The sequence below is a fragment of the Bartonella sp. HY406 genome, assembly GCF_025449315.1.
In the GTDB taxonomy this organism is placed as follows: domain Bacteria; phylum Pseudomonadota; class Alphaproteobacteria; order Rhizobiales; family Rhizobiaceae; genus HY038.
In genome coordinates, this window is record NZ_CP104893.1 from 777,064 (window position 1) to 802,561 (window position 25,498).

Genomic DNA, 25,498 nt, shown 5'->3' on the forward strand with positions numbered 1-25,498 from the left:
TTATTAATGAGTAATAATTTTTCTCCCCGTGAAATCGTATCGGAACTTGATCGCTATATTATTGGTCAAAAGGACGCAAAGCGTGCCGTTGCTATTGCTCTTCGTAACCGTTGGCGTCGTTTGCAATTGGAAAGCCCAATGCGCGAAGAAGTTATGCCAAAAAACATCTTAATGATTGGACCGACAGGCGTTGGTAAAACCGAAATTTCTCGCCGTTTAGCGCGTCTTGCTGGTGCACCTTTTGTAAAAGTTGAAGCAACTAAATTTACTGAAATTGGTTTTGTCGGACGTGATGTTGAGCAAATAATCCGTGATCTTGTTGAAGTAGCAATTAATCTCGTACGTGAAAAAAAGCGTGAAGAAGTTCGTGCTAAAGCCGAAGTTAATGCTGAGGAACGCGTTCTTGATGCGCTGGTTGGTAAAACCGCAAGCCCTTCAACGCGCGAATCATTCCGCAAAAAATTGCGCGAAGGTGAGCTTAATGACCGCGAGATCGAAGTTGAAGTAAGTGATAATAGCAATTCTGGTGCGCCAACTTTTGATATTCCGGGTATGCCCGGTGCCCAAATGGGCGTAATGAATATTGCTGATATTTTTGGCAAAATGGGTGGTCGTACCAAAACCCGAAAAATGACGGTTGAAGAATCTTTCAAACCATTAATGACCGATGAGTCAGATAAATTATTGGATGAAGAACAAGTCATTCAAGAAGCATTGCGCCTTACCGAAAATGAAGGCATTGTGTTTATCGATGAGATCGACAAAATTGCAGTGAAGAACTCGTCTTCTACCAACACGCCGCGTGAAGGCGTGCAGCGTGATCTTCTGCCATTGATTGAGGGAACAACTGTTTCAACCAAGCATGGGCAAGTTAAAACTGATCATATTTTATTTATTGCATCGGGTGCTTTCCATATTTCAAAGCCATCGGATCTATTGCCAGAATTGCAGGGGCGTTTGCCTATTCGTGTTGAATTAAATGCGCTAACCCGTGAGGACTTCCGTGCAATTTTGACCGAGCCAGAGGCAAGCCTTATCAAGCAATATATTGCTTTGATGAAAACTGAAGGTGTGACGTTAGAATTTGCCGAAGATGGTATTGATGCTTTGGCTGATATTGCTGTCGATCTAAATTCTACGATCGAGAATATTGGTGCAAGGCGTTTACAAACGGTTATGGAGCGTGTTTTGGATGAAATTTCCTTTGCCGCCCCAGATCGCGCCAATACTAGTCTTACCATTGACGCTGATTATGTGAAAAAGTCAGTTGGTGACCTTGCTGCCAATACTGATTTATCGCGCTTCATTTTGTAGTTTTTTATAAAAATATTCTGCCCCAACGAGATTAAACCTTGGGGCAGATTTTTTACTTAATTACTGCCATACAGGGTAGCATAATTGCCATGAAAGAAAAATTTCAGGATTTTATTGTCCCCTTGGGTGTTAAAAACATTCCTTTTGGAGCTTTTTACAATTTTCCCCATGCTTTAAGATTTGAACTGGGCATTGGTGAAAATAGAATGAGGCGGATGGTATCTGCATTTGATCGCGCAAGAGCGATTTGTAATCATATTTTAGACATGCAAATAGATGAAATCTATGCTGTTTTTCGCATTATCGATGAAAAGCGAAGATCATTCAATAAACAGCGATTTTTTGAAACTATGTTGGATTATCTAAATATTAAGGCAGACGATTTTATAAATTATGGCGTGACTGCAATGCCAGAAGGCTATGAAGATGATGATTTATGCTGCTATTGGTATGCGGTTAAATTAAAAAGTCTGGAAGATATAGATGGATTTTTATGGTTTCCTGTAAGTGCAGAAATGGGATTTAAGCCAATATTACTTGCAGATCTTTACATTTATGATCGCAAAAATGCTATTTTAATTCATCCCTATGATGATCGAGGAATGGATGTAATTGCTGCCCAAAAACAAAGTTTAGTTAGACTTTACCAAGATTTTAATGGTTGGTTGTTAGATTATGATAGAACAAAAATGGATGAAAACTTTGCTTCTTTCAGTGATTAACTCAACTATTCTATTATGCAAAATAATAAACCGCTTTTAACTATTATTGGCAATTTCTGCGGCATTCATATTATCTTCTTGTTTTTTCCACGCACCAGCCGTTTGTGGTTTCACAAAAAATCGCACTATTTCAGGAATGGCTTGTTTTAGTTCAACTTCCAATCGCTCAACACAATTTTCAATTTCCGGTGCGGTCAAATGATCTTCAAATTCAAGACTTAGATTAACAAGAATCTGATGTGGTCCAAGTTGTGCTGTTAAAACGCCGTTGACTTTTTGCACGTCTTTATCTTTTGAAGCAATATTGATAATTGTTGCCTGCATTTCAGGCAAGGCCTGCTCACCCACTAAAAGCCCCTTACATTCTCGTGCTAAAAATATGGCTGTTAAAGCCAATACTAAACCGATGCCCATAGAAGCTATGCCATCATAAATAGGATTATGGGTCACAACACTTGCGGTAATTCCTATACCCGCTATAAATAGACCTAGTAAGGCTGCGCTATCTTCAAACAACACTGAAAAAACGGTAGGATCCTTTGATTGCCTTACTGCCGCAAAATAGCCGAGCTGCCCTTTTTGCATGCGAAAGGCGCGTAGAGCAACTAACCATGATGCTCCTTCAAAAATAATAGAAGCACCAATAACAATATAGTTCACAAAAACATCGCGTATTGGTTCAGGGTTTAAGACATGGATAATGCCTTGATAAAAGGAAACACCGGCGCCAAGCGCAAAAACCAATAGAGCTACAATGAAACTCCAAAAATATAGCTCTCTGCCATAACCAAAAGGATGGGTGCGGTCGGCAGTGAGGGCGGCGCGCTTTAAGCCATAAAGCAATAATAATTCATTGCCAGTATCGGTAAGTGAGTGTACGCCTTCGGACATCATCGCTGACGAGCCAGTAAAAAAGGCCGCAAAAAATTTGGTCATCGCTATAAAGAAATTACCAGCAAGCGCCGCATAAATTACAGTTTTTGAGCCTTTTGGTGTCGCCATTATCGAATTTCCTTACACTATGGCAGAAATGGATTGTTACCTTTAATTAAAGAGCTTTCAATGTCTTTTGGCTTGGATAGCAATCTGCAGCTAAGCCGTTTTTTTGCTGCCATTCACCTATGGAGCGGCGTGTTTTAAATCCTGCCAAACCATCAGCCTTGCCGATGTCATAGCCTTGTTTTTGCAAATATTGTTGGATTTTTAAAACGTCTGATCGCAGCGTAACATCAACATTTTGCCATTTTGCGAAAAATTGCGGCGTGCCACCAATGCCATCAGCGACATGGCCAATATAAACGGCATAAAGATCGCTCATATTATAGCTTTTAATGACATAGAAATTGGGTGTCACCAAAAAGGCAGGCCCAAAGCGACCCGCTGGCATTAATAATGAAGCTGGCGTTTTTAGATCCGTATTTGAAAAATTGCGCCTATCGGCACGCTTGACGCCAAGTTGCTGCCACTCAGCAAGGCTTTTTCGCTGGTCTGGCCCTTCCAATGCGCATGAAACGCTTTGCGGCAAAATCACCTCATACCCCCAGTTAAATTTACCATCCCAACCTTCCAGCTTTAGATAATTGGCAATGGATGCAAGGCTATCAGGAACGCTTTGCCAAATATCGCGATGGCCATCACCATCAAAATCAACCGCATGTTTCAAATAGGAACTTGGCATGAATTGTGGTTGTCCTAAAGCACCCGCCCAAGAGCTTTTTAATTCATTGGCATTTATATAATTTTTTTCAACAATAATAAGTGCGCTTAACAACTCACTTTGAAACATCTCTTTACGGGTTGCCATAAAGGCTTTGGTTGCTAAAACCTCAAAAGCATCATAGGGAATTTTTACACTGCCATAGGCTGTTTCTCTTCCCCAAATTGCAAGTATAATATTTTCTGGTACGCCATAGCGTGCCCTAATTTGTGATAAAAACTGCCCATATTGGCTTTTACGTTTCTTACCACCATCGACAATAATCTTAATTTTTTGCTCATCAAAATAGCGGGCAGGGGAGGAAAACTCTGCCTGAGTTTGTGGCTTTTGCGGCTTAGGTGCAGCGCCCGGTATAACAAGATCAGGCAGTTTCCAATTGATTTTGACGTTTTTCAATGCGCTGTCAAAAGTTTGACGGCTGATACCATTGACTTTGGCAATGGGCCAAAAATCGTTTTCTAGCCATTGCTGAAAGCTTTTTTCAATTTGTGGCTTGTTGACTTGTGCAAAAGCCGTTGCACTTAAGCTAAACAGACAAAGGCATATAATGATAAAATAAGATTTTATGCTCCATAGTTTCATTATAAAATTTCCTTTTAATCTGTAAAATTTGCTTTAGTTATGATCTATGGTGTTTATCAGCCAATCGGATAATTCGACCACCGATGGAAATAATAAGTCACAATTGTTTTGCAACTGCTCTTTGCTGCCCGTGCCGGATAATACGCCAATTGCAAGACCTGCATTGGCGTTGCGTGCGGCGCTTATGTCGTGATTATTGTCGCCAATCATGGCAATTTCATCAAGATTAAGTCGCGTTGTTTTGCTAAAAAGCATAATTTGATCGCCTGCCGGCTTAGCATTTTCAACTGAGTCCCAACCGATAATTTCGCTAAAATATTCTTGCCAGCCAAATTTTTCGACGCATTTTTTTGCACTTAATTCAGAATCATTCGTGGCAATGCCAAGGATATAACCTTGTTGTTTTAGTGCTTTTAAACTTTGGCTAATACCATCAATTTCGCAGACATAGAGCATAGATCTTTCTGCTCCATGATTGCGGTATTCAAGCACTTTATTATCAAGTGCTATGCCCTCAAGTTCAGGATGCCATAATTTGACAAGGTCAAGCAATGAACCAGATGCCATTGGACTGTCGCCCTTAAAACGTTCTGTTGTAAAATCATAACCACCTAATTCTAAAAGGTAGCGCGCTTTATCATCATTGCCATTGGCTGCCATTAAGGCTTGCTCATAGGCAATAGCAAACCATGTCTTTTCAAAGTCGATTAATGTACCATCCTTGTCAAATAGTAGGCCACGAATTTTGCGTAATTTTGTTATAGGCATAGTTCACCAATTGAAAAATAATAAAAGCTTATACCATTTTATTATAGGCCATAAATTAAGATTATGTACCAAATTTATTGTGTAAAATTTAAATAAAAATATTTTTAAAAGCTATATTTACGACATAATATAATTGTTAAAAATTAAAAATTTATGCAAATTTAGAACAAATATTCCGATGTAAAAAAGGGGTAAAAATGTCGAGAAGACCAATAATTTTAATAGTCGTAGGTATAATTGCGCTAATCAATGCTTTTGTGTTTAAACCAAATGTTTCTGAAGCGCCGAATGATTTAAGAATTGCTTGTGAAAATAAAATTCGAAATATGGGTACTGATGGATTAGATTTTATAGATAGGTGTAAAGAATTAACATTTGCAACTGCAACAACATCTACTAATGCTCATGCTGCGGCGCAGGCTATTAGTTCAGCAAATAAATCAGATGTTTTGTTAGATACAGTGCAAAAATTCCTCTGGGGATTGGGAGGGATTCTTGTGTTTTTGGGAATTCTTATGATTTTTCGGCGCAAAAGGAATAACTCTTAGTTTTTAACCTAATTAACTAAGAGCTTTGAGTTGGGAAATGAAATCGAAGTGATTTATTGAACCAACTTAAATAACGAAATAAATAAATCAGTGTTTATTATTGGCAAAAAGCGCAGCTGGCGATTAAGTAACGGCAGCTACGCTTTCATATCTTACTATAACTTGTTTCGCTGTGATTGAATATGAGCAAGTAATCCGAGTGTTGAAGCATCGCGATTTTGTGCTTTTTTCTCGCCACTTACCATGGGCAATAATTCGGTTGCTAAAGCTTTACCCAGTTCAACCCCCCATTGGTCAAAGGAATTAATATTCATTAACACGCCTTCAACAAAAACCCGATGTTCGTATAAAGCGATTAAGCGGCCAAGGGCGTAAGGGGTGAGCAAATCTTGCATCAAGGTTAGTGTGGGGCGGTTGCCGTCAAATTCCTTATGTGGGCAAAGGTTTTTCGCATCATTTTTGCTCATGCCTTGCTGTTCAAGCTCGTCACAAACAGATTTTTCATTTTTGCCAACCATTAAGGCTTCTGATTGCGCCAAGCAATTGGCAAGCAGCATATCGTGCTGGCGTTGTAGTTTTGGCTCATGGCCATTCACTGCAACGATAAATTCAATCGGAATAATATCTGTGCCCTGATGTAAAAGCTGGAAAAATGCATGCTGGGCATTTGTGCCAGGTTCGCCCCAAACTAGAGGACCAGTTGGTGTGGTTACCGGCATACCGTTAAGGTCGATATGTTTGCCATTTGATTCCATGTCAAGCTGTTGCAAATAGGCTGGGAAACGCTGTAAACGCTCTTCATAGGGAATGATAGCACGTGCAGGATAATTACAAATAACACGGTGCCAATAGCCAACCAAACCAAGCATCATTGGCAAATTGGTATTAAGCGGCGCATCTTTAAAATGCATATCCATAGCATGGGCACCAGCAAGGAATTTTTTAAATTGTTGGGCGCCAATTGCTAGCATTAACGAAAGGCCAATGGCCGACCAAATGGAATAACGACCGCCAACCCAGTTCCAAAAACCAAAGGTTCGCTCATGATCAATGCCAAATTCTGATACTTTATCAAGGGCAGTTGATACCGCTGCAAAATGCTTGGCAACTGCTTCTTCGCCAAGGGCGTTGCAAATCCATTGCCGTGCCACGCGGGCATTGGTCATGGTTTCAGCCGTGGTAAAGGTTTTGGACGATATGATGATTAATGTTGCCGCAGGATCAAGCGGTTTTAAGACATCGGCAATATTTGCGCCATCCACATTGGAGACAAAATGACATCTTGGGCCATCATGATAAGGTTTTAACGCGGCCGTTGCCATACGTGGCCCAAGGTCAGAGCCACCAATGCCGATATTGACAATATCAGTAAAAGCTTTGCCACCGGTGCCATTAATATCGCCATCGCGCACTGCTGTTGAAAATTTAGCCATATGATTTATTACGTCATGGACATCTTCAACAATATTTTTGTCGCCCAGGATAATTTCGCTGTCTTCTGGCATGCGCAGTGCAATGTGAAGGACCGCGCGCTTTTCTGTAATATTGATCTGGTCGCCGCGATACATGGCATCACGGTGGCCAACAATATCTGCCGCATGGGCAAGGTCATCAAGCAGGCAAAGGGCTTTTTGGCTTAATGCAGTTTTTGAATAGTCAAATAATAGGTCTTCAAAATTAAGCGAGAATTTTTCAAAACGTTGCGGATCATTTTGAAATGAGGCGCGTATATCAAAGGACGCGTCATTTTCTGCGTATGCTTTTAATGCGGTCAATGCTTTGTCAAACTGAGCTGCATCACGTGCCATATTATCCACTCCCGTTCATAGGATTTATTGTTAAAACAATTAAATAAAATTTTTGTCGAAACTCTATCAGTAAATGTCGCGATAAAATAGTTTATAGTAATCGATTAAAAGATAAATGACATTTTTGTGCCAGTTTTCCGTAATAAACACAATTTTGATTTTATTTAGAAAAGATTGTGGATTTGCATGGAAATACGAGGTGAAGAGCACATTGCAGCTAGCCCGGACGCGGTTTGGCGTACTTTGAATGATACAACTTTACTGATTGATTGTATTCCTGGTTGTGAAAAATTAGAGCGGATATCTGAACATTTGATCGAGGCAACGATCGTGGTTCATTTAAGCCTAATTAAATTGCGCTTTCACGGGCGGTTAATTTTGTCTAATTTAAATCCACCCTATTCTTATACAATTGCTGGCGAGGGCGAGGGGTCTGTATCAGGTCTTGCAACTGGCAAAACTGACGTTAGCCTTGTGGCTGATGGTGATGGTACCATATTGAGCTATGTGATGTATGGGTCAGCTGAAGGGAAAATTGCCAAATTGGGTTCCGCTCTTTTGGCAGGTGTTGCGCGAAAAATTGCGGATAAGTTTTTTGCAAATGTTTCAAAAGTAGCAAGTACATTGCCTAATATGAATCTTGTAAACTGAAAGATAAATATATGACTTTGAAACGCCGTGATTTATTATCATTTGGTTTGCGGGCTGGTTTGGGATTAAGTTTTGTACCACTCTTTTTGTTGGGTAATAGTGCAAAGGCTAATCCACAACAAAATGAGCGGCGTGCATTAATGCTGATAGATGCGGCGCGCGCGCAAATTGGTGTTACAAGGTTTTATAGTGGAGCTTACCAAAAAATATCCTTTCCTAATGGTGATATTGACCGTAGCATCGGCGTTTGCACCGATGTGGTGATTAGAGCTTATCGTGATGCTTTTCAATATGATTTACAAAAGCATGTGCATGAAGATATGGCAGGTAATTTTGGACAATATCCTAAAATTTGGGGTTTAAAGACTACCGATTGCAATATTGACCACCGCCGCGTGCCTAATTTACAAACATTTTTTGCAAGAAAAAACGCGCGTATTCATTCAAAGCTTGATATGGCTAATTTGCAAGCAGGCGATATTGTCACTCAAATGGTCAATGAAAAGCTGCCGCATATCGTTATTATATCAAACAGAAAAAATGCTAATGGCATTCCTTTGGTCATTCATAATATCGGCCGTGGCACACAAGAGGAAGACCGCTTGTTAGAGTTTCCCCAAACGGGTCATTATCGCTTTTTTAGCTAAATTTTTGGCGATGCTAAATTTTTAGCGATGATTGTATGGCGTAATGGGTTGTGAGACTGATGCTAGCCGCGTTTTTAAGATTTTTAGTTTTATGCAAGCATGAAATACAAACGGATTTTATGCTTGTAGTTTTATGAAGCAGGTGCCAATGGGTCGCGGTCTTACTTAAATTAGCTAAATAGATACCAACAATATTCAAAGTGCAGTGCCCAAGATTTTTGCTATATTTATGGGTGAATTATAACTCATCTTCATTGAATTCGTTTTTGAAGCTCTTTTAGGTTTAGCAATAATTATCATCCCATTATTGCTATTATCAGCATATAACTACGTTCAAATTATCAAATCCATACCTTGAGTAATAAATAACAATGAAACCCCATTTTTTACGGCGCATGGAAAATCTGTAAAAAACTATTATTGCTATTGCAAATCATTTGCAATAATGCCAAAAATAAAATGAAGCTGATTTCAAATGTTTCATTTGTGCCTTTGGGATCAAAAGCAAGCTCCTTTTATATGAATTTATGAAATGAATGGTTTGGCATCCAATGTTATATATTCCTGAAGAAATAAGAAAAGGTTTGCTCTCTCAGCAAGTCTTAACCTCTAAACAAAAACAAGCAATTGCGAACATGTTGCGGTCGGTCGATGTGCGCCCAACGCGACCAAGGCTCATCGTTGCCCATTGTCTTTTTCGCGAAAAAAATAGGCGAGTTACCCCTGATGAGCTATATCGTGAAGTGACTGATGGGCGGCTGTTTATCTCACTTGCAACCGTCTATAATTGTCTTAACTTATTTGCGAGCGTTGGTCTTTTGCGCAAATATAGCATTACCGGCGATAAGACTTATTTCGATACCAATGTTGATGGCCACCGCTTTTTTTATTGCAGTGATAGTGATGCCATTTTGCCACTTGCGGTACCTACACTTTCACTTGTTAGCCAGCCGGATATCCCCGATGGATTTTACCTAGATAAGGTGGATATCATTATTCATTTAAAACAAAAGGATTGCAAAGGGCAGGGGTAATTTCGGGAAGAAAGGCCGTTGTGATGGATAAAATTATTTCCCAATTTTAATGACAATCAATTAAAGAGATGAAATTATGGGGTTCTATACTGATAATATTAAGGAAAATTTCAAACAAGAGTGCAAAAACACGGGGTCTGACGGGCTGCGTGTAATTAATGGCGGCGACCAAAATTGGCAAAATTATACAAAATTGGCCAATGAAGCTTTTAAGCATGGCGAGATAGAGCAAGCAGTGCATTTTTATAGCCAAGCATTTGGTGAAGCAGAAATATTATTTCATGCAGCCATAGCCGGTGAGGGGCGCGATACTGCACCTATGCTTTACAATATCTCTTGTCATAATTTAGCAGCTTTAGAAATGTGGCGTAATAATCGGTTAGAAGCTGATTATTATTATTACAAAGCCTATCATCAACTTCTTGATATAGCTTCTGCGGTTGATACTTTTCCAAATTTACGGCTGGCTTGTGTTCAGCATCTAAAATTTTCATTAATAGCTTTGGTAGATCATTTGGTAAAACATCAAATCGACAAGGATCATATTATACAACTTAAGCAGGATGCGGCAAAGGTTGCGTTAAATGTTTATCATATGGCTGAGCATATGCTTAAGGCCAAGCAGGATTGTCCCCATTGCTCGCCCCATTAGGCTTGATCGTCACCTTGGTGTTATGCGTGCGCATATTGCTAAAATGTTCAAGTTTAGAAAGTTTGTTGCAGTGAGAATAGATAGATAATTTAAATATAAGGATAGGATATCCATGCTTAATGATGACATGAAAAGTTTATTGGCCAAGCAATTGCCAATTCAAGCTACAACGAGCAAATTGGAAATACCAGATATTGGTCCTTAGCGATCATTGCGTGTATTTGATGATAATACTCTAATTTATAATGAAAATACGGGCGGTCAAACATTGCAAAATTTGATTGATGGTTCAAAAATAGCGGTTGCAGTTATTGATAGGGAAGCCTTGGACGGCTATCGCTTTATTGGTAGTGCGCAAATTATTGATGATGGTGAAATATGGGAGCAAGCAAAGATCTATGCAGATGAAAGAAGAATGAAAGCACCTAAATGTGCGGTTCTTATTCATATTGAAGCGGTGTTTAGTCTTCGCTCTGGTTCAACTGCAGGACAAAAAATTATCTAGTTATAAAAGCTTATTTTACCAGTATTATATGCTTAATTATTTTAGAGGCAGGACTCATTAATTGTGATAAAAGATGACAGCTGCAGCGATATATATTGCTGAGAAAAAGAAATGAGCGCATCTGTTGTGTCTTGTAGCGATGTGTCGCCAAATTTCAAGTTTTGCAAAAAAGTTCTCAATTTTATTTAGTATTGTAACCTTTGTCCGCCATGAGTTTTTGCGCATCAGGCAAAATAGGTAGTAAAAGAGCAGCACCTTTTTAATCACTCCTCTCACCTTCTGACAATAATAGGCATTTAGGTTTTCCATCTTGATCACAGACTATGGTTATTTTGAATATCACTAGATATCAACCAAAACCCAATTAAATCCAGATTTTACCCATATCATTACAATATGTTATCTTATTGCTATAGTGAATTATGTAAAAGGCATCATTGATGTAAGTTCTGCCGATGGTGGTATTTGTGATGATATTAAAACAAGCATATCAAATTATACTAGATAGATGGGCATTTTATATCCCAAATAGCTTGAAAACAATTTAAATCTTTATGCTATTGCTAATTCTTGACGGTGATCTTCGCCCCAATTTGCCATAGCGCTTAATATGGGTTCAAGCGTTTTACCGCGTTTGGTTAAGCTATAATCAACCCGTGGCGGCACTTGCGCAAAGATTTGTCTCGTGACTATGCCTTGTTCTTCCAATTCACGTAAATTGGCTGTTAGCACTTTTTGCGAAATATCGCCAATGCTTTTGCGCAATTCGCCAAATCGTTTGGTGCCATTAAGCAAGTCGCGAATAATCAATGGTTTCCAACGATTGCCTATAATGAGCAAGGTAATTTCAACAGGACATGGTGGTAGCTTAAGCATTTTATACCCTTAATACTCGATTATTCAACATTAATATCTTTTAGTAACCTATATAACAAAAAGGTGCCTACTTTACAATAGCGCCTATCATGTTATGGTTTGCAAAATAAGGAGTAATTATCATGAAAATAGCAATTATTGCGGCCAATGGCCGTGCAGGTCAATTAATAACCAAAGAAGCTCTCGATCGCGGCCATGATGTCACAGCGATTATCCGCAAAGGCAATGCAGCTGATCCGCGTGCAAAAACTTTTATCAAGGATTTATTTGACTTGAGCTACCAAGATTTGGCTGATTTTGATGTTATTATTGATGCATTTGGAGTTTTTACCCCCGATACATTAAACCAATATCAAACTTCGCTTGCACATCTTACTGATATCTTGGCTGGTCACGCCAATCGTTTGTTAATTGTTGGTGGGGCAGGGAGCCTTTATATGGATAAAAGTCACACGACACGTTTGGTTGATAGCCCAAACTTTCCTGAAGAATATAAGCCTTTAGCGCTTTCTATGGCGACCGCGCTTGATGCGCTTAAAAAACGTCATGATGTCAATTGGACGTTTTTAAGTCCTGCTGCTGTTTTTATTGCGGACGGTGTTCGCACTGGAAAATATCAAGAAGGTGGTGAAGAGTTTATAGTTGATAGTAATGGCAAAAGTGAAATCAGCTATGCCGATTATGCCATTGCAATGATTGATGAGGCAGAAAAAGGCAATCACATTAAGCAACGCTTTAGTGTCATTTCACAATAACTTCTCAGGCAAATTATTGCAAAGAAATTGGGCTCAAAATATCAGCTATGAAAAAATTTCAAGCTTATCATTATATTGGTTATGATTTTATTTTAGCGAGATGATAAGTTTGGTTTTGTGCTTTATTGAGGAATTGGCTTTAAGTGGCTGCGTCTCAAATATGAATGGCTATGATTGCTTAAGAGGCAGGATCCATTAATTTAAATGAAAAGGTACGAGGAAATTTTTGTGAGAATGCAAATATTATATGTGAGAAGAGTTAGCCGGAAATATGAATATCTTCAAGGCTCTTTAACAAATTAGCGTTAAAATTGAACATATCCTGAAAGGATATAAAAACAGTTGTAATCTACTGTGTCTTAAAGCTTAATGGGTATACCATCCACTTTCCGCTTTTTTCCATTTATATTAAAAATGTATATTTTTGCTGTTTATTGTGCCATTTCATTTAAATTAGTGGGCCCTGACCCTAATCAAAGCTTGTTTGTCATTCCAATCATATTGGCAAACATATCTACTATTTCTAGTTGCAAGAATTTTACTGTAAATGTAGGTTTAATGAAAATTCTTATGCCAAATTACGTTCAATGCGCTGCAATAATTCAGTTAAAATAGTAATCTCATCATTGCTAACATCATTTAATGCCGTCTTTTCTATAGCGTTAAGATGAGTTTGTAACTTATTGACAATATTTAACCCTTTTGACGTAAGGGAAACAAAGCTTTGGCGTTGATCTTCCGTTGACGTGTTTTTTTCAACAAAGCCTTGATTGGCTAGACGTAAAATTGTTTTTGTGATTGTTGGTGGGCGGACATCTAGTTCATGAGCAAGCTGTCCAAGTGTCAATTCACCTTTCAATGAAAGGGCTAGCAAAACATTATCTTGCCCAGGGTAAAGGCCTTCCTTTTGCAGTTCTTGAGCTAAAGCGGTGCGCAAAAAACGTGATGTTGTTTGAAGTTTTTTTAAAAGACCTTGTCTGTCAGGCATTATTGGGCTCGCTAAAAAAGCACCTTATTCACAAAATTATATACCAAACATAATGCAATTAAGGTGCTCGTGTTTTAAGTGACTATTCATTGATAGTGGCAATTTTGCATTCTTAAACTTAATTATTAATACATGCAAATATAATAATAATCTATTATTCCAAACTTGGTAGATATTATCAATGTCTATTTTAGTAAATTAGGAGGTTATATTAAAATTTCAACATAAAAGGTGGATTTTTAAGCAAACTAATTGTGAACGCTTGTGCTAGAGTTTATTTATTTTATCAAAGCTGTACTAATTCAATTTTGAATATCGGCTATAATGCTTAATGTTTTCAGTTGTGCTTTTGCAATTCCATCATAGTTCTACAAGGATAACTTTGCCTGATTCTGAAGGATTAATCTTTTTGATATAGTTATTTTTATCATAAGAAAGTTTTGCTCGCTTATTTTATGATGTGTTTAGTTTGCAGTATCTAAGCCTTATAGCTTTGCCAATGATCGGTATCATACAATATTGTTTGGCGTAATTGTCAAAATATTGAATAATATTTGACAATGAATAGATTACGATGACAGATAGGCTTATGGAAACGTTATGTAATAATATTGATCAAACATCGCACATTGCAGTTCTGCCTCTTGGTGCCTATGAGGCTCATGGTCCCCATTTGCCTTTTGAAACCGATGCATTGATTGCGCAGGCTTTTGTTGATCATGTTGCGGCTATTTTACCTCTCCATCTTAATGTCAATTTTTTAAATGTTGAACCAATTGGTTATTCTATTGAACATAAAAGGGTAAGTGGTACCAAGACACTTAGCTTTGATGAAGCAGTGGCACGTTGGATCAAAATTGGTGAGGAACAATTTAAAAAAGGTACTGATAAATTTGTGTTGCTGAATGCTCATGGCGGAAACTCGCCTCTAATGACTATTGTTGCGACAGAACTGCGCGCGCGCTATCCGATGCTTTGCGTCACAACCAGTTGGACGCGCTTTGGTTTGCCGATTGGGCTTATGAGTGAAGATGAAAAAGCGCTAGATATTCATGCTGGTTTTATTGAAACATCGGTCATGCTTCACATCGCACCGCATTTGGTTGTAATGGAAAAGGCTAAGAATTTTAGCAATTTTCAAGCACGTTGTCATTGCGATTTTAGCTATTTGCGTGCTTATGGTCGCCATAGCTTTGGTTGGTTAATGCAGGATCTTAACTGTGAGGGGGCTGCAGGTGACGCAAGCCGTGCCAGTGCAGCGGTTGGAAAAGCAATTTTAGATCATGCGGCAAAAGGCTTTATTAGTTTGCTTGAAGATGTTCATCGTTTTGATACCGAGCACTTTCAAAAAATTGATGAGCTCTTTCCTCAATCGACATAGTCATTGCTGGATGATTAAAAAATCCGCAATTATGTTTGTGAGCTATCTTCTACAAAAATTACAAATGAAATTTGTTATACTATTTCAATTTAAACAAAACACGCTTATATCATACCATATCTTGTCTTTTTAAAAAGAGGTTTAAGCCATGAGCGAGGCAGTAAGTGAAATCAAGAAAATTCCGGTAACCGTTTTAACCGGCTATCTTGGATCAGGAAAGACCACATTGCTCAATCGGATTTTGAGTGAAAATCATGGCAAACGCTATGCGGTGATTGTCAATGAATTTGGTGAAATTGGCATTGATAATGATCTCATTGTGGAATCAGACGAAGAAATTTATGAAATGAATAATGGCTGCATTTGTTGCACTGTTCGCGGTGATCTTATCCGCGTTGTAGAAGGCTTAATGCGTCGGCCTGGTCGTTTTGATGCTATTTTGGTCGAGACCACTGGTCTTGCTGATCCCGTTCCTGTCGCGCAAACATTCTTTATGGATGAAGATGTTCGTTCTAAAACAATGCTTGATGCGGTTGTCGCATTGGTTGATGCCAAGCACTTGCCGCTTCGCCTTAAAGATAGCCGTGAAGCTGAAGATCAAATCGCTTTTGCTGATATTGTCTTATTAAATAAGACTGATCTTGTTAATGCTGATGAGCTTGCATCGGTTGAAGCAACAATTAGGGCTATTAATCCAACTGCTGTCATTCACCGCACCGAGCGTGCCTCGATTGATCTTGCTAAGGTGCTCGACCGTGGCGCATTTGATTTAAAACGCGCCCTTGATAATGATCCTTACTTCTTGGAACATGGTGAAGAAGGTCATATTTGCGGCCCCGATTGCGGCCATGACCACAGCCATGAGCATAATCACGATCATAGCCACAGCCATGAGCATAGCCATCAACATGATCACGGTCATCATCATGAGCATGGAGCGGCCATTCATGACGTTACCGTGCAATCGGTGTCACTGCGTAGTGGCGAATTAGATCCAGCAAAATTTTTCCCATGGTTGCAAAATGTAACGCAAGTACAAGGGCCAAATATTTTGCGCCTTAAAGGTATCATTGCTTTTAAAGGTGATGAAGACCGTTATGTGGTGCAGGGGGTCCATATGATTATTGAAGGCGATCATCAACGGCCATGGAAAGACGGTGAGAAACGTGAAAGCCGTCTTGTCTTTATCGGTCGGCAATTGGACGCTGAAAAATTAAAATCTGGCTTTGAAGCCTGTGCGTGAGAGGTTTTATGCCGACAATAGCTCCAATTGATATTCAAAGCCATTGCCTGTTAGCTGGCTTTCTTGATGATAAGCCATTTTTTATTTCGGCTGATGGTGTTCTGCATCATTTAGGCGAAGGCGAAAAACAAATTGAGATCGGCAATGGTATTGCCAGCGCTAAAAGTGCCGAAAACGGTCGTTTTGTGCTTACTGGCGGTGAGGATGGCCGTTTATGTAAGGTGAATGCTGATTTTTCCGTTATCGAATTGGAAAAACTCGGTAATAAATGGCTTACAGCCGTGGCAATTGGTCCTGATGATGCCTTTGCTTATGGTACAGGGCGCGTCGCCTATGGTAATGTACAGGGCAAAAGTCAAGAAATGCCCCATGAGCGCAGCATTGAAGATTTGGCTTTTGCGCCAAAAGGTCTTCGTCTGGCGCTTGCTCATTATAATGGTGTTACATTACATTGGCTTGGTACGGAAAGCAAACCCGTGTCGCTTGAATGGAAAGGCGCCCATACAATGGTGAATTTTTCACCCGATGGGCGCTTTCTCGTAACGGCGATGCAGGAAAATGCCTTGCATGGTTGGCGGCTTGCTGACAATCAACATTTACGCATGTCTGGCTATCCTGCTAAGGTTAAAAGCTGGTCATGGAGTAGTAAGGGGCGTTACCTTGCAACGTCCGGTGCGCCTGCGGCCGTAGTTTGGCCGTTTTTAGGCAAGGATGGTCCAATGGGTAAAGCCCCATTAGAGCTTGGCACGAGAGCCAATATATTGGTGACATGTGTTGCTTGTCATCCAACTGAAGAAATGGTGGCTATCGGCTATGAAGATGGCATGGTGCTTTTTGTGCGTTTTGCTGACCAAAAGGAAGCACTGTTACGTCGCCCGGGGCAAGGGGCTATCAGCTCATTGGCTTGGGATAAAAGGGGTGAAAGATTGGCTTTTGGTTCAGAAGCTGGTGATTGCGGTATAATTGATATAACTGGGTAAGTTTCTACCTGTCGTTTAAAGTTTAAAAGGCATTTTCAGTTTTAAAAATTGAAAATGCCTTTTGTTATGCGATTTTTTAATTCTTAAGCCTTATCAAGAGTTGGATAGTCCGTATAGCCTTCTGCTCCTTGGCCATAAAGCTTGTCGGCTTTTAACTCATTAAATGGCCCATTTTGCTTTAATCGTTCAACAAAGTCGGGATTAGCAATGAAAGGTCGGCCAAAGGCGACGAGATCTGCATAGCCGCTATCAATGGCTTCTTCTGCCATGGCGCGATTATAGCCATTATTGGCAATCCACGCAGCTTTACCTCCGGCATCGCGATAATGTTGGCGTAAACGGTGATAGTCAAAGGGATAGGGAGCCTCTTGATAATTACGGTCTGCCCCTGTTGCTCCTTCGATAATATGAATATAGGCAAGGTCATAAGCGGCTAATTCATCAATCAGCGCATCAAATAATGGCTGCGGATCATTATCATGAGCATCGTTAACTGGGGTTACTGGCGAGATACGAATGGCGGTGCGATGGGCGCCAATTTCACTAATGATCGCTTCAACAACTTCCAAAGTTAGGCGAATGCGGTTTTCGATAGATCCACCATATTCATCATGGCGCTGATTGGAGTTTTCACGCATAAAGGAATCAAGCAAATAACCATTAGCGGCGTGGATCTCTACGCCGTCAAAGCCGCCTTCTTCTACCGCGCCTTTAGCTGCGCGTTTATAGTCTTCAATAACACGGCTAATCTCGTCAAGACGAAGCGCGCGCGGCTCAGACGTTGACGCAAATTCTCCTTCACCCTTATCATTGCGTATATATGTGTGGGCATCGGCTTTAATTGCTGATGGGGCAACAGGTGCACCGCCATTTGGTTGCAAGCTTGTATGGGAAATACGACCAACATGCCAAATTTGAGCAAATATTTTGCTATCCTTGTCATGAACTGCATCGGTTACTTGTTTCCAGCCAGCTAATTGTTCTTTGCTGTAAAGGCCGGGAACATCAATATAACCTTGTCCTTCTTGGCTAATGGCAGTGCCTTCAGAAATAATGAGACCTGCACTAGCGCGTTGGCTATAATAAATGCGGTTTAACTCATTAGCAATGTTGTTGGGCGAGCGATTACGTGTAAGCGGCGCCATAACAATGTGGTTTTTTAAGTTTAATGCATTAGATTTAAAGGGTTGAAATAATTTGCTCATTCTGCCTATCCTTAGTGACTATAATAAAGAGATAGGGCTTAATAGGCAGTTTAAAAAGAAGTGAGCGATAATTTAAATGGCTTTCTTGATCACGATTGCGCCATATTAGTGATAAAAGATATTGAGTAGGTTTTTAACAATGAATGAAAAATTCAAGTCTAATGCTTTCCTTAAGTGTTAAAAGGTATTAGAAGTTAAAAACAATTTCGAAATAAGATTTAAAAAGTGAATTAGTGTTTGATGACAATGAGTGTTTCGCAAAATAATAACCCGGCTATGAGTCAAGTATTTGATATCGCTAAAATTATTTCCACCGAAGTTAATGCCCGCCGTGAGCAAGTGGATGCTGCTATTGCATTGATTGATGAAGGAGCAACAATTCCCTTTATTGCGCGCTATCGTAAGGAAGTAACTGGTGGCCTTGATGATACGCAATTGCGTTTGCTTGGTGAGCGATTAACCTATTTGCGAGAGCTTGAAAGTCGCCGATCGACTATTTTGCAAAGCATAGAAACACAAGGAAAGCTAACGGATGATTTGCGCAATAAGATTGCTGCCATCACCACTAAATCAGAGCTTGAAGATGTCTATCTGCCCTATAAGCCAAAACGCCGCACTAGGGCGCAAATTGCTCGCGAAAATGGTTTAGCGCCCCTAGTTGATGATATTTTTAATAACCGCGATAAATCACCAGAAGTTTTAGCGAAGTCCTATATTAATGATAAGGTTGCAGATACTAAATCTGCTCTTGAAGGTGCGCGCGATATTATTGCGGAAAATATGTCAGAAAATGCTGATCTATTAGGAATTTTACGCCAATATATGAAAGATCATAGTGTTCTTCACGCCAAGGTTGTTGATGGTAAGCAGAATGATGGCGCAAAATTTGCCGATTATTTTGACCATAGTGAACGCTGGGCAACTGTGCCAGGCCACCGTGCTTTGGCAATGTTGCGCGGCCGCAATGAAGATATTCTAGCTCTTGATTTAGAACTTGATATTGATGATCCAGCACCAATAAAGCCGGCGCAAAAACTAATTGCAAAAGCCTATGAAATCGGTTCAAAACTGCCGGGTGATTTATTCCTGATGGATGTTGCAGGTTGGGCTTGGCGGGTAAAACTGTCACTATCCTTAGGGCTAGATCTTATGCGCGAAATGCGTGAACGTGCAGACCAAGAAGCGATTGATGTTTTTGCCCGTAATTTAAAAGATTTGCTTTTGGCAGCTCCTGCCGGTTCGCGCACCACGATTGGGCTTGATCCGGGTATCCGTACAGGCGTTAAGGTTGCCGTTATTGATAAAACAGGCAAATTGCTTGAAACGGCAACTATTTATCCTTTTCAGCCGCGTAACGACATTAATAGTTCAAGGGCAGTGTTGGGCGCATTAATTATGCGTCATAAGGCGGAACTGATTGCCATTGGCAACGGCACTGGAAGCCGCGAAACAGAAAAGCTGGTTAATGACCTTCTTAAAGATGTACCAGAGCCTAAGCCAATTAAGGTTATTGTGTCAGAAGCTGGTGCATCGGTTTATTCTGCATCTGAACTTGCTGCGCGTGAATTTCCAGAGCTTGATGTGTCATTGCGCGGTGCAGTCTCTATTGCACGGCGTTTGCAAGACCCATTGGCAGAGCTTGTAAAAATTGAACCAAAATCCATCGGTGTTGGTCAGTATCAGCATGATGTTGACCAATTCCAATTGGCTCATTCGCTTGATGCTGTGGTTGAAGATGCGGTGAATGGTGTTGGTGTTGATCTAAATACCGCATCAGCTCCACTCCTTTCACGGGTTTCAGGTCTTGGCAAATCCTTGGCAGAAGCGGTCGTTGCCCACCGCGATCAAAACGGCCCATTTAAAAGCCGCAAAGGCTTGTTGGATGTAGCGCGCCTTGGTGCAAAAGCATTTGAACAATGCGCTGGTTTTTTGCGTATTCGTGATGGCAGTGAGCCGCTTGATGCATCTAGCGTGCATCCCGAAGCCTATGATGTGGCACGTAAAATTGTAGCATCTTGTGGGCGTGATGTCCGTGATCTTATGGGCGATAGTGCAGCGTTAAAAAATATTGATCCTCGTGAGTTTGTGTCAGGTCGTTTTGGCTTGCCAACTATCCGAGATATTTTGTCAGAACTGGAAAAACCGGGTCGCGATCCGCGCCCAGAGTTTAAAACTGCAAGCTTTACCGATGGTATTGAAGATATCAAGGATTTAAAAGTTGGTATGGAGCTTGAAGGTACGGTTACCAATGTCGCTGCCTTTGGTGCTTTTGTTGATATTGGCGTGCATCAAGATGGCCTCGTGCATATTTCTGAAATAGCCGATCGGTTTGTTAAAGACCCTCATGAAGTGGTTAAGGCTGGCGATATTGTTAAGGTCAAGGTTTTGGAAGTGGATGCACCACGAAAGCGCATTTCGCTTTCTATGCGTAAAGAAAATCCAGGTAGCGGTGCTGCGCAATCGCGTAATAATCATAGCCAAAGCAACCAAGCTGCTCCGCGTCAAGCCAATGCGAATAACCAAGGCAAAGCTAAAGCAAATCGCGCTAATCCGCAAGAAAGTGCTAGCGGCGGCGCATTTGGTGCAGCACTCCTTGATGCCATGAAGCGCAAGAAATAGCCAATACAGATATTTTACTGCCATAAATATTTAAATGATTATGGCAGTAAAATTTGTACATCGCTTTGCGTGTTTTTTCGCGATAAGAATGTATAAAAAGCAATGTGTCGATTATTGGCATTTATTTGTTAAATTTAGGCAATATCCACGTAAAAAGACCGGCATTTATTTGGAAAATCAACGCATTTGCCTTATATATATTAGATTAGATTTTCTCGATTCGGATTTAAATATGTGATTGATTATAAATTTCAATGATTGATATTTAATCCTCAACTTTACGCTTTTGGAAAGTGTATTTATTTGCAAGGGGAAGCTCTTGCATTTTTGGTGTGCGGCAAAAATAGCGAAGGTAATTGTTTATCTTGTATTTTGTTGACAAACTTACACATTTCAATCTGCGGTTTTTAAAATGGATCAGTTCATGAGTGATGCAACAATGCCAGAGAATAACGCCGAATATGGCGCGGATTCAATCAAGGTTTTAAAAGGCCTTGATGCGGTGCGTAAACGCCCCGGCATGTATATTGGTGATACCGATGATGGTTCGGGTTTACACCATATGGTGTATGAAGTTGTTGATAATGCGATTGATGAGGCCTTGGCTGGTTATGCAGACTTGGTGACTGTAACGCTTAACGCCGATGGTTCTTGTACCGTAACCGACAATGGACGCGGTATTCCAACCGATATTCACACTGGTGAAGGTGTTTCTGCTGCTGAAGTTATTATGACGCAATTGCATGCCGGTGGTAAATTTGACCAAAATTCCTATAAGGTTTCTGGTGGTTTGCATGGTGTTGGTGTTTCCGTTGTTAATGCTTTGTCGGTTTATTTGAAGCTAAGCATTAAGCGTGCAGGTAAAATTCATGAAATGACCTTTACTCATGGCGTTGCAGATGGGCCATTGGCAATTGTAGGGGACGCGGGCGAAGCTACTGGTACGGCAGTAACTTTTTTACCAAGTACTGAAACTTTTACCAAAGTTGAGTTTGATTTTGATACGCTTGAGCGCCGTTTGCGCGAACTTGCATTTTTGAATTCAGGTGTACGTATTTTCCTCGCTGACCGCCGGCACGCGGATCATCGCGAAGAAGAATTGCATTATGATGGTGGTTTGATTGAGTTTGTAAAGTATATTGATCAGACAAAAACACCTTTGATTAGCGAGCCAATTTATATTAGCAGTGAAAAAGACGGTATGACCGTGGAAGTTGCTATGTGGTGGAATAATTCTTACCACGAAAAGGTTTTGTGCTTTACCAATAATATTCCTCAGCGTGATGGTGGTACCCATTTGGCTGGTTTCCGTGGTGCGTTAACCCGTCAGGTGAATGGCTATGCCGAAAGCTCTGGCATTGCTAAACGAGAAAAAGTGCAGCTTACTGGTGATGATTGCCGCGAAGGCTTAACGGCTGTTTTGTCGGTTAAGGTACCAGATCCTAAGTTTTCATCGCAAACCAAAGATAAGTTAGTTTCGTCAGAAGTTCGTCCTGTTGTTGAAAGTCTTGTTAATGAGGCGTTGGCAAGTTGGCTTGAAGAACATCCAACCGAAGCTAAAATATTAATCGGTAAGGTGGTTGAGGCTGCGGCAGCACGTGAAGCTGCTCGTAAAGCACGTGAGCTAACCCGCCGTAAAGGTGCGCTCGATATTTCGTCCCTGCCTGGTAAACTTGCCGATTGCCAAGAACGTGATCCTGCCAAATCTGAAATCTTCATCGTTGAGGGTGACTCAGCTGGTGGTTCTGCTAAAAGTGGTCGTTCGCGTAAAAATCAGGCTATTTTGCCATTGCGTGGTAAGATTTTGAACGTTGAACGCGCACGGTTTGACCGTATGTTGTCATCAGATATGATAGGAACGCTAATCACTGCCCTTGGTACGTCTATTGGCAAGGACGAATTTAACGCGGATAAATTGCGTTATCACAAAATCATTATCATGACCGATGCGGACGTTGATGGTGCGCATATTCGAACTTTGTTGCTAACGTTTTTCTTCAGGCAGATGCCTGAACTTATTGAACGTGGTAATATTTATATCGCGCAGCCGCCGCTTTATAAGGTTACGCGCGGTAAATCATCACAATACATCAAAAATGAGTCAGCATTTGAAGAATTTTTGATTGATTCAGGTCTTGATGAATGCTCATTGGAATTGCATTCAGGTGAAGTGCGCCGAGGTCAAGATTTGCGTCAATTAGCTGAGGAAGCCCGTCAATTGCGCCAATATTTAAATGGTTTACATACGCGCTATGACCGCTCTGTTGTTGAGCAAGCAGCCATTGCGGGGGTTCTCAATCCTGATGCGGTTGCCAATAATGAGCTTGCACAAATTGCCGCCGATAAGGTAGCAAGCCGTCTTGATCTTATTGCTGAAGATATGGAGCGCGGTTGGAGCGGCCATGTTATGGATGATGGTGGCTTACGCTTTGAGCGTACCTTGCGCGGTGTTAAGGACGTCGCCTTTGTTGATATGGCGCTTATTGGCTCGGCTGATGCACGTCAGATTAATCGCTTTTCAACCCAATTGAATGAGGTTTATGGCGAGCCCGCAAAGCTTTCGCGTAAAGATAAGGTTGAAACTGTTACGAGTGCTAATAATTTGCTTGAAAGTATTTTTGCAAGTGGTCGCAAAGGGCTTTCCTTGCAGCGCTATAAAGGACTTGGTGAAATGAATGCCGAGCAATTATGGGAAACAACCCTTGATCCTGATGCACGCACTTTATTGCAAGTTAAGGTGAGTGATGCGACTGAAGCAGATTCACTATTTTCACGCTTGATGGGCGATGAGGTAGAACCGCGCCGCGATTTTATTCAAGAAAATGCCCTTAATGTTGCAAATCTTGATGTTTAAGATTTTAGTATTTTGATAGTTTTAGCGCTGGTTGAGGTTCTCGTCCGGCGCTTTTTTATGGGGCGAAGTAAAGTCTTTTGTAATTGCGGTAAATTTTTTTAAAAATTCTATGATTTCGGTCATCATAAAGAAGGCGTTTTTATCTTTTAAAGACTAAAAGTAGGATATTAGCATTTATTTTTATATAAATGCTGATCGGTTAAGGCAGTTTTAACATAAAACCTGCACCTATAGGGAATTCATATTTTTAATTAGATGGGGCATGGCTCGATTACAATGGTTGATTCTAGGTTTAAGAGTTTTTTTGCAGCGAAGCGCTTTATCGTTCAAGCAGTATTAGTTATAGGGCTAGGTCTTGCGGCCCAAACAGCAATTGCACAAAAAAGCGAACATTTGTTTGAAACCCTTCGGTTGTCACCGCAGCAGACCGAAATTTTTGGTTTAGAGCGCAAGGTTTTTGATTTTAAAAGCCCAAAGCTCAATTTTGAAACGATTGTGCCAAAAGGTGCTCAAATAACCCTTAACCCTTACGAGGATCAAGTTGTAGAGGAGGGGCAAATCGGTCGCGTTCTTCCGCTTGGTAAGGCTATTTTTAACCTAGATGGCGTGGAAATTGAAGATAATATATTTTCCTATAAACTACGCTATGCACCTGCTGCCTTACGCACATGCCAGTGGCAGATGCAGAATGATGAGTATTTCATTTTTCACTCGGTGGCTAAGGATAAGTTAGCCGAAGCTGAACTTTTTGGTGTACAGTTTAAAGGTGAGAAAAAAGTACCAACCAAGGCAGAATTTGGCTATTGCTATGCGCGTGGCGATGTTTTAATTGCCCATTTTTTCTCGACACCGCTAGTTGGAAGTGTTCAGCAACAAAGCGCATCAATTGTTGGTTTGCGCAAGGTTGTTTCTTATTTTGCGTCAAATATCCTAATGGCTGATGGCAGGCCAAACTCTATTGACGAAGATTTAATGCAGAGTTTGGCAGTTGACCTTGATGGAGAAACCTTGGTATTGACCTACCCTAAAGGTTTTACATTAGTGGTAGATAATTCTAAGCGTAAGATTTTACCTTACGAGGTACATCTTATTCAAAAATTGCAAAATGACGAGATGTTTAGCCATTTATTGCTATGGATTAATAAAGCCAGTGAACCTGAAAGCGAAGAAAGTTTTCGGCGCCAAGCGGATATTTTTGCAGAAATTTACCTCTCATCGCAATTGCGCGTAAATAAGGGGCAAATTAATAATACAGAGCAAAATGGCGAAGCAACTTCAAATGATGCAGCAATAACACCTGCAGCCGAAGCAAATAATGTTGCAGAAAACGTAAAATATGAATTTATTGGACGTAATTCTATTCCCGGTTTTGCTGAGGCAGGGATTATGGCGCGCTCCTATCAATATAAGATTATCGATAAAAATAATCCCGACCATCCAACATTGTTTTTTGTTTCCGTTATTGGCTACAAGGACAAAACTTATGTTCTTTATTATCATAGTTTAAGGGGTGGTATTTCAAAAGCAAGCGAGTATTTTACTGGTCTTGCTGGTGATATTGCTTATGATAGTATTCGTGAATCTATTTACAATTATCTTGTAGGGTTAAAATAATAGTTGATAAAAAGCGAGCTGGTTGATTAAAGTCA

General features: G+C 40.4%; 22 protein-coding genes. 15 read left to right on the plus strand and 7 right to left on the minus strand.

The annotated features are described in order from the left end of the window. The first annotated feature begins 6 nt into the window (after window positions 1–6). Both hslU and N6B01_RS03215 read left to right on the plus strand, forming a co-directional pair. A complete protein-coding gene (gene hslU, locus N6B01_RS03210; RefSeq protein ID WP_262079878.1) occupies window positions 7–1,314 on the plus strand; it encodes an ATP-dependent protease ATPase subunit HslU in 1,308 nt (435 codons plus the stop codon). A gap of 89 nt (window positions 1,315–1,403) precedes the next feature. After that, window positions 1,404–2,036: a DUF3885 domain-containing protein gene (locus N6B01_RS03215; RefSeq protein ID WP_262079879.1), complete on the plus strand. Its 633-nt coding sequence runs from the start codon at window positions 1,404–1,406 to the stop codon at window positions 2,034–2,036. 36 nt (window positions 2,037–2,072) lie between these two features. Here N6B01_RS03215 and N6B01_RS03220 read toward each other — a convergent pair whose 3' ends face one another. From N6B01_RS03220 to N6B01_RS03230, 3 genes are read right to left on the minus strand one after another with little or no spacing between them, the layout of a single operon-like run. Continuing rightward, window positions 2,073–3,038, minus strand: coding sequence for a cation diffusion facilitator family transporter (locus N6B01_RS03220; protein WP_262079880.1), 966 nt, complete (start codon window positions 3,036–3,038; stop codon window positions 2,073–2,075). A 46-nt stretch (window positions 3,039–3,084) separates the two neighbouring features. Next, on the minus strand, window positions 3,085–4,335 hold the full coding sequence (locus N6B01_RS03225; protein WP_262079881.1) for a lytic murein transglycosylase: 1,251 nt from the start codon (window positions 4,333–4,335) through the stop codon (window positions 3,085–3,087). 33 nt (window positions 4,336–4,368) lie between these two features. After that, window positions 4,369–5,103 (minus strand): HAD family hydrolase, encoded by a 735-nt coding sequence (locus N6B01_RS03230; protein WP_262079882.1) that lies wholly within the window; start codon window positions 5,101–5,103, stop codon window positions 4,369–4,371. Between the two features lie 197 nt (window positions 5,104–5,300). Here N6B01_RS03230 and N6B01_RS03235 point away from each other — a divergent pair, with 197 nt between their 5' ends. After that, on the plus strand, window positions 5,301–5,651 hold the full coding sequence (locus N6B01_RS03235; protein ID WP_262079883.1) for a hypothetical protein: 351 nt from the start codon (window positions 5,301–5,303) through the stop codon (window positions 5,649–5,651). 155 nt (window positions 5,652–5,806) lie between these two features. Here N6B01_RS03235 and pgi read toward each other — a convergent pair whose 3' ends face one another. Beyond that, on the minus strand, window positions 5,807–7,459 hold the full coding sequence (pgi, locus tag N6B01_RS03240; RefSeq protein ID WP_262079884.1) for a glucose-6-phosphate isomerase: 1,653 nt from the start codon (window positions 7,457–7,459) through the stop codon (window positions 5,807–5,809). A gap of 186 nt (window positions 7,460–7,645) precedes the next feature. Between pgi and N6B01_RS03245 the strand changes: the two genes are divergently transcribed. From N6B01_RS03245 to N6B01_RS03265, 5 genes are all read left to right on the plus strand, one after another. Beyond that, on the plus strand, window positions 7,646–8,110 hold the full coding sequence (locus N6B01_RS03245) for an SRPBCC family protein (RefSeq protein WP_182418894.1): 465 nt from the start codon (window positions 7,646–7,648) through the stop codon (window positions 8,108–8,110). A gap of 11 nt (window positions 8,111–8,121) precedes the next feature. Next, window positions 8,122–8,757, plus strand: coding sequence for a DUF1287 domain-containing protein (locus N6B01_RS03250; protein WP_262079885.1), 636 nt, complete (start codon window positions 8,122–8,124; stop codon window positions 8,755–8,757). 635 nt (window positions 8,758–9,392) lie between these two features. After that, entirely contained in the window at window positions 9,393–9,791 is a 399-nt protein-coding gene (locus N6B01_RS03255; protein WP_262079886.1) for a Fur family transcriptional regulator, read from the plus strand. A 76-nt stretch (window positions 9,792–9,867) separates the two neighbouring features. Further along, window positions 9,868–10,443 carry a DUF2753 family protein gene (locus N6B01_RS03260; protein WP_262079887.1) on the plus strand — a complete coding sequence of 192 codons (576 nt, stop codon included), beginning with the start codon at window positions 9,868–9,870 and terminating at the stop codon, window positions 10,441–10,443. 211 nt (window positions 10,444–10,654) lie between these two features. Beyond that, window positions 10,655–10,948, plus strand: a complete 294-nt coding sequence (locus tag N6B01_RS03265; RefSeq protein ID WP_262079888.1) for a pyridoxamine 5'-phosphate oxidase family protein — start codon at window positions 10,655–10,657, stop codon at window positions 10,946–10,948. 552 nt (window positions 10,949–11,500) lie between these two features. On the opposite strand, the gene N6B01_RS03270 is transcribed toward N6B01_RS03265, so the two are convergent. Then, the gene (locus N6B01_RS03270) at window positions 11,501–11,824 is read right to left on the minus strand and encodes a winged helix-turn-helix transcriptional regulator (RefSeq protein WP_262079889.1); all 324 of its coding nucleotides are present in this window, start codon (window positions 11,822–11,824) and stop codon (window positions 11,501–11,503) included. Window positions 11,825–11,946: 122 nt separating this feature from the next. Between N6B01_RS03270 and N6B01_RS03275 the strand changes: the two genes are divergently transcribed. Next, a complete protein-coding gene (locus N6B01_RS03275; protein ID WP_262079891.1) occupies window positions 11,947–12,579 on the plus strand; it encodes an NAD(P)-dependent oxidoreductase in 633 nt (210 codons plus the stop codon). A 568-nt stretch (window positions 12,580–13,147) separates the two neighbouring features. Here N6B01_RS03275 and N6B01_RS03280 read toward each other — a convergent pair. After that, entirely contained in the window at window positions 13,148–13,567 is a 420-nt protein-coding gene (locus tag N6B01_RS03280) for a MarR family winged helix-turn-helix transcriptional regulator (protein ID WP_262079892.1), read from the minus strand. Between the two features lie 589 nt (window positions 13,568–14,156). Between N6B01_RS03280 and N6B01_RS03285 the strand changes: the two genes are divergently transcribed. The 3 genes from N6B01_RS03285 (at window position 14,157) to N6B01_RS03295 (ending at window position 17,171) form a co-directional block, all read left to right on the plus strand. Then, complete coding sequence (locus N6B01_RS03285; RefSeq protein WP_262079893.1) at window positions 14,157–14,948, plus strand: creatininase family protein; 792 nt, start codon at window positions 14,157–14,159, stop codon at window positions 14,946–14,948. Between the two features lie 148 nt (window positions 14,949–15,096). Beyond that, the gene (locus N6B01_RS03290; RefSeq protein WP_262079895.1) at window positions 15,097–16,191 is read left to right on the plus strand and encodes a CobW family GTP-binding protein; all 1,095 of its coding nucleotides are present in this window, start codon (window positions 15,097–15,099) and stop codon (window positions 16,189–16,191) included. An 8-nt stretch (window positions 16,192–16,199) separates the two neighbouring features. Next, a complete protein-coding gene (locus N6B01_RS03295; RefSeq protein ID WP_262079896.1) occupies window positions 16,200–17,171 on the plus strand; it encodes a WD40 repeat domain-containing protein in 972 nt (323 codons plus the stop codon). 83 nt (window positions 17,172–17,254) lie between these two features. Here the strand turns inward: N6B01_RS03295 and N6B01_RS03300 are convergent, their stop codons facing one another. Continuing rightward, window positions 17,255–18,376, minus strand: a complete 1,122-nt coding sequence (locus N6B01_RS03300) for an alkene reductase (protein ID WP_262079898.1) — start codon at window positions 18,374–18,376, stop codon at window positions 17,255–17,257. Between the two features lie 276 nt (window positions 18,377–18,652). Between N6B01_RS03300 and N6B01_RS03305 the strand changes: the two genes are divergently transcribed. From N6B01_RS03305 to N6B01_RS03315, 3 genes are all read left to right on the plus strand, one after another. After that, entirely contained in the window at window positions 18,653–20,995 is a 2,343-nt protein-coding gene (locus tag N6B01_RS03305; protein WP_315973328.1) for a Tex family protein, read from the plus strand. Between the two features lie 439 nt (window positions 20,996–21,434). Beyond that, entirely contained in the window at window positions 21,435–23,849 is a 2,415-nt protein-coding gene (gene gyrB / locus N6B01_RS03310) for a DNA topoisomerase (ATP-hydrolyzing) subunit B (RefSeq protein ID WP_410007250.1), read from the plus strand. Window positions 23,850–24,125: 276 nt separating this feature from the next. After that, the gene (locus tag N6B01_RS03315) at window positions 24,126–25,463 is read left to right on the plus strand and encodes a hypothetical protein (RefSeq protein WP_262079903.1); all 1,338 of its coding nucleotides are present in this window, start codon (window positions 24,126–24,128) and stop codon (window positions 25,461–25,463) included. Window positions 25,464–25,498 lie beyond the last annotated feature (35 nt).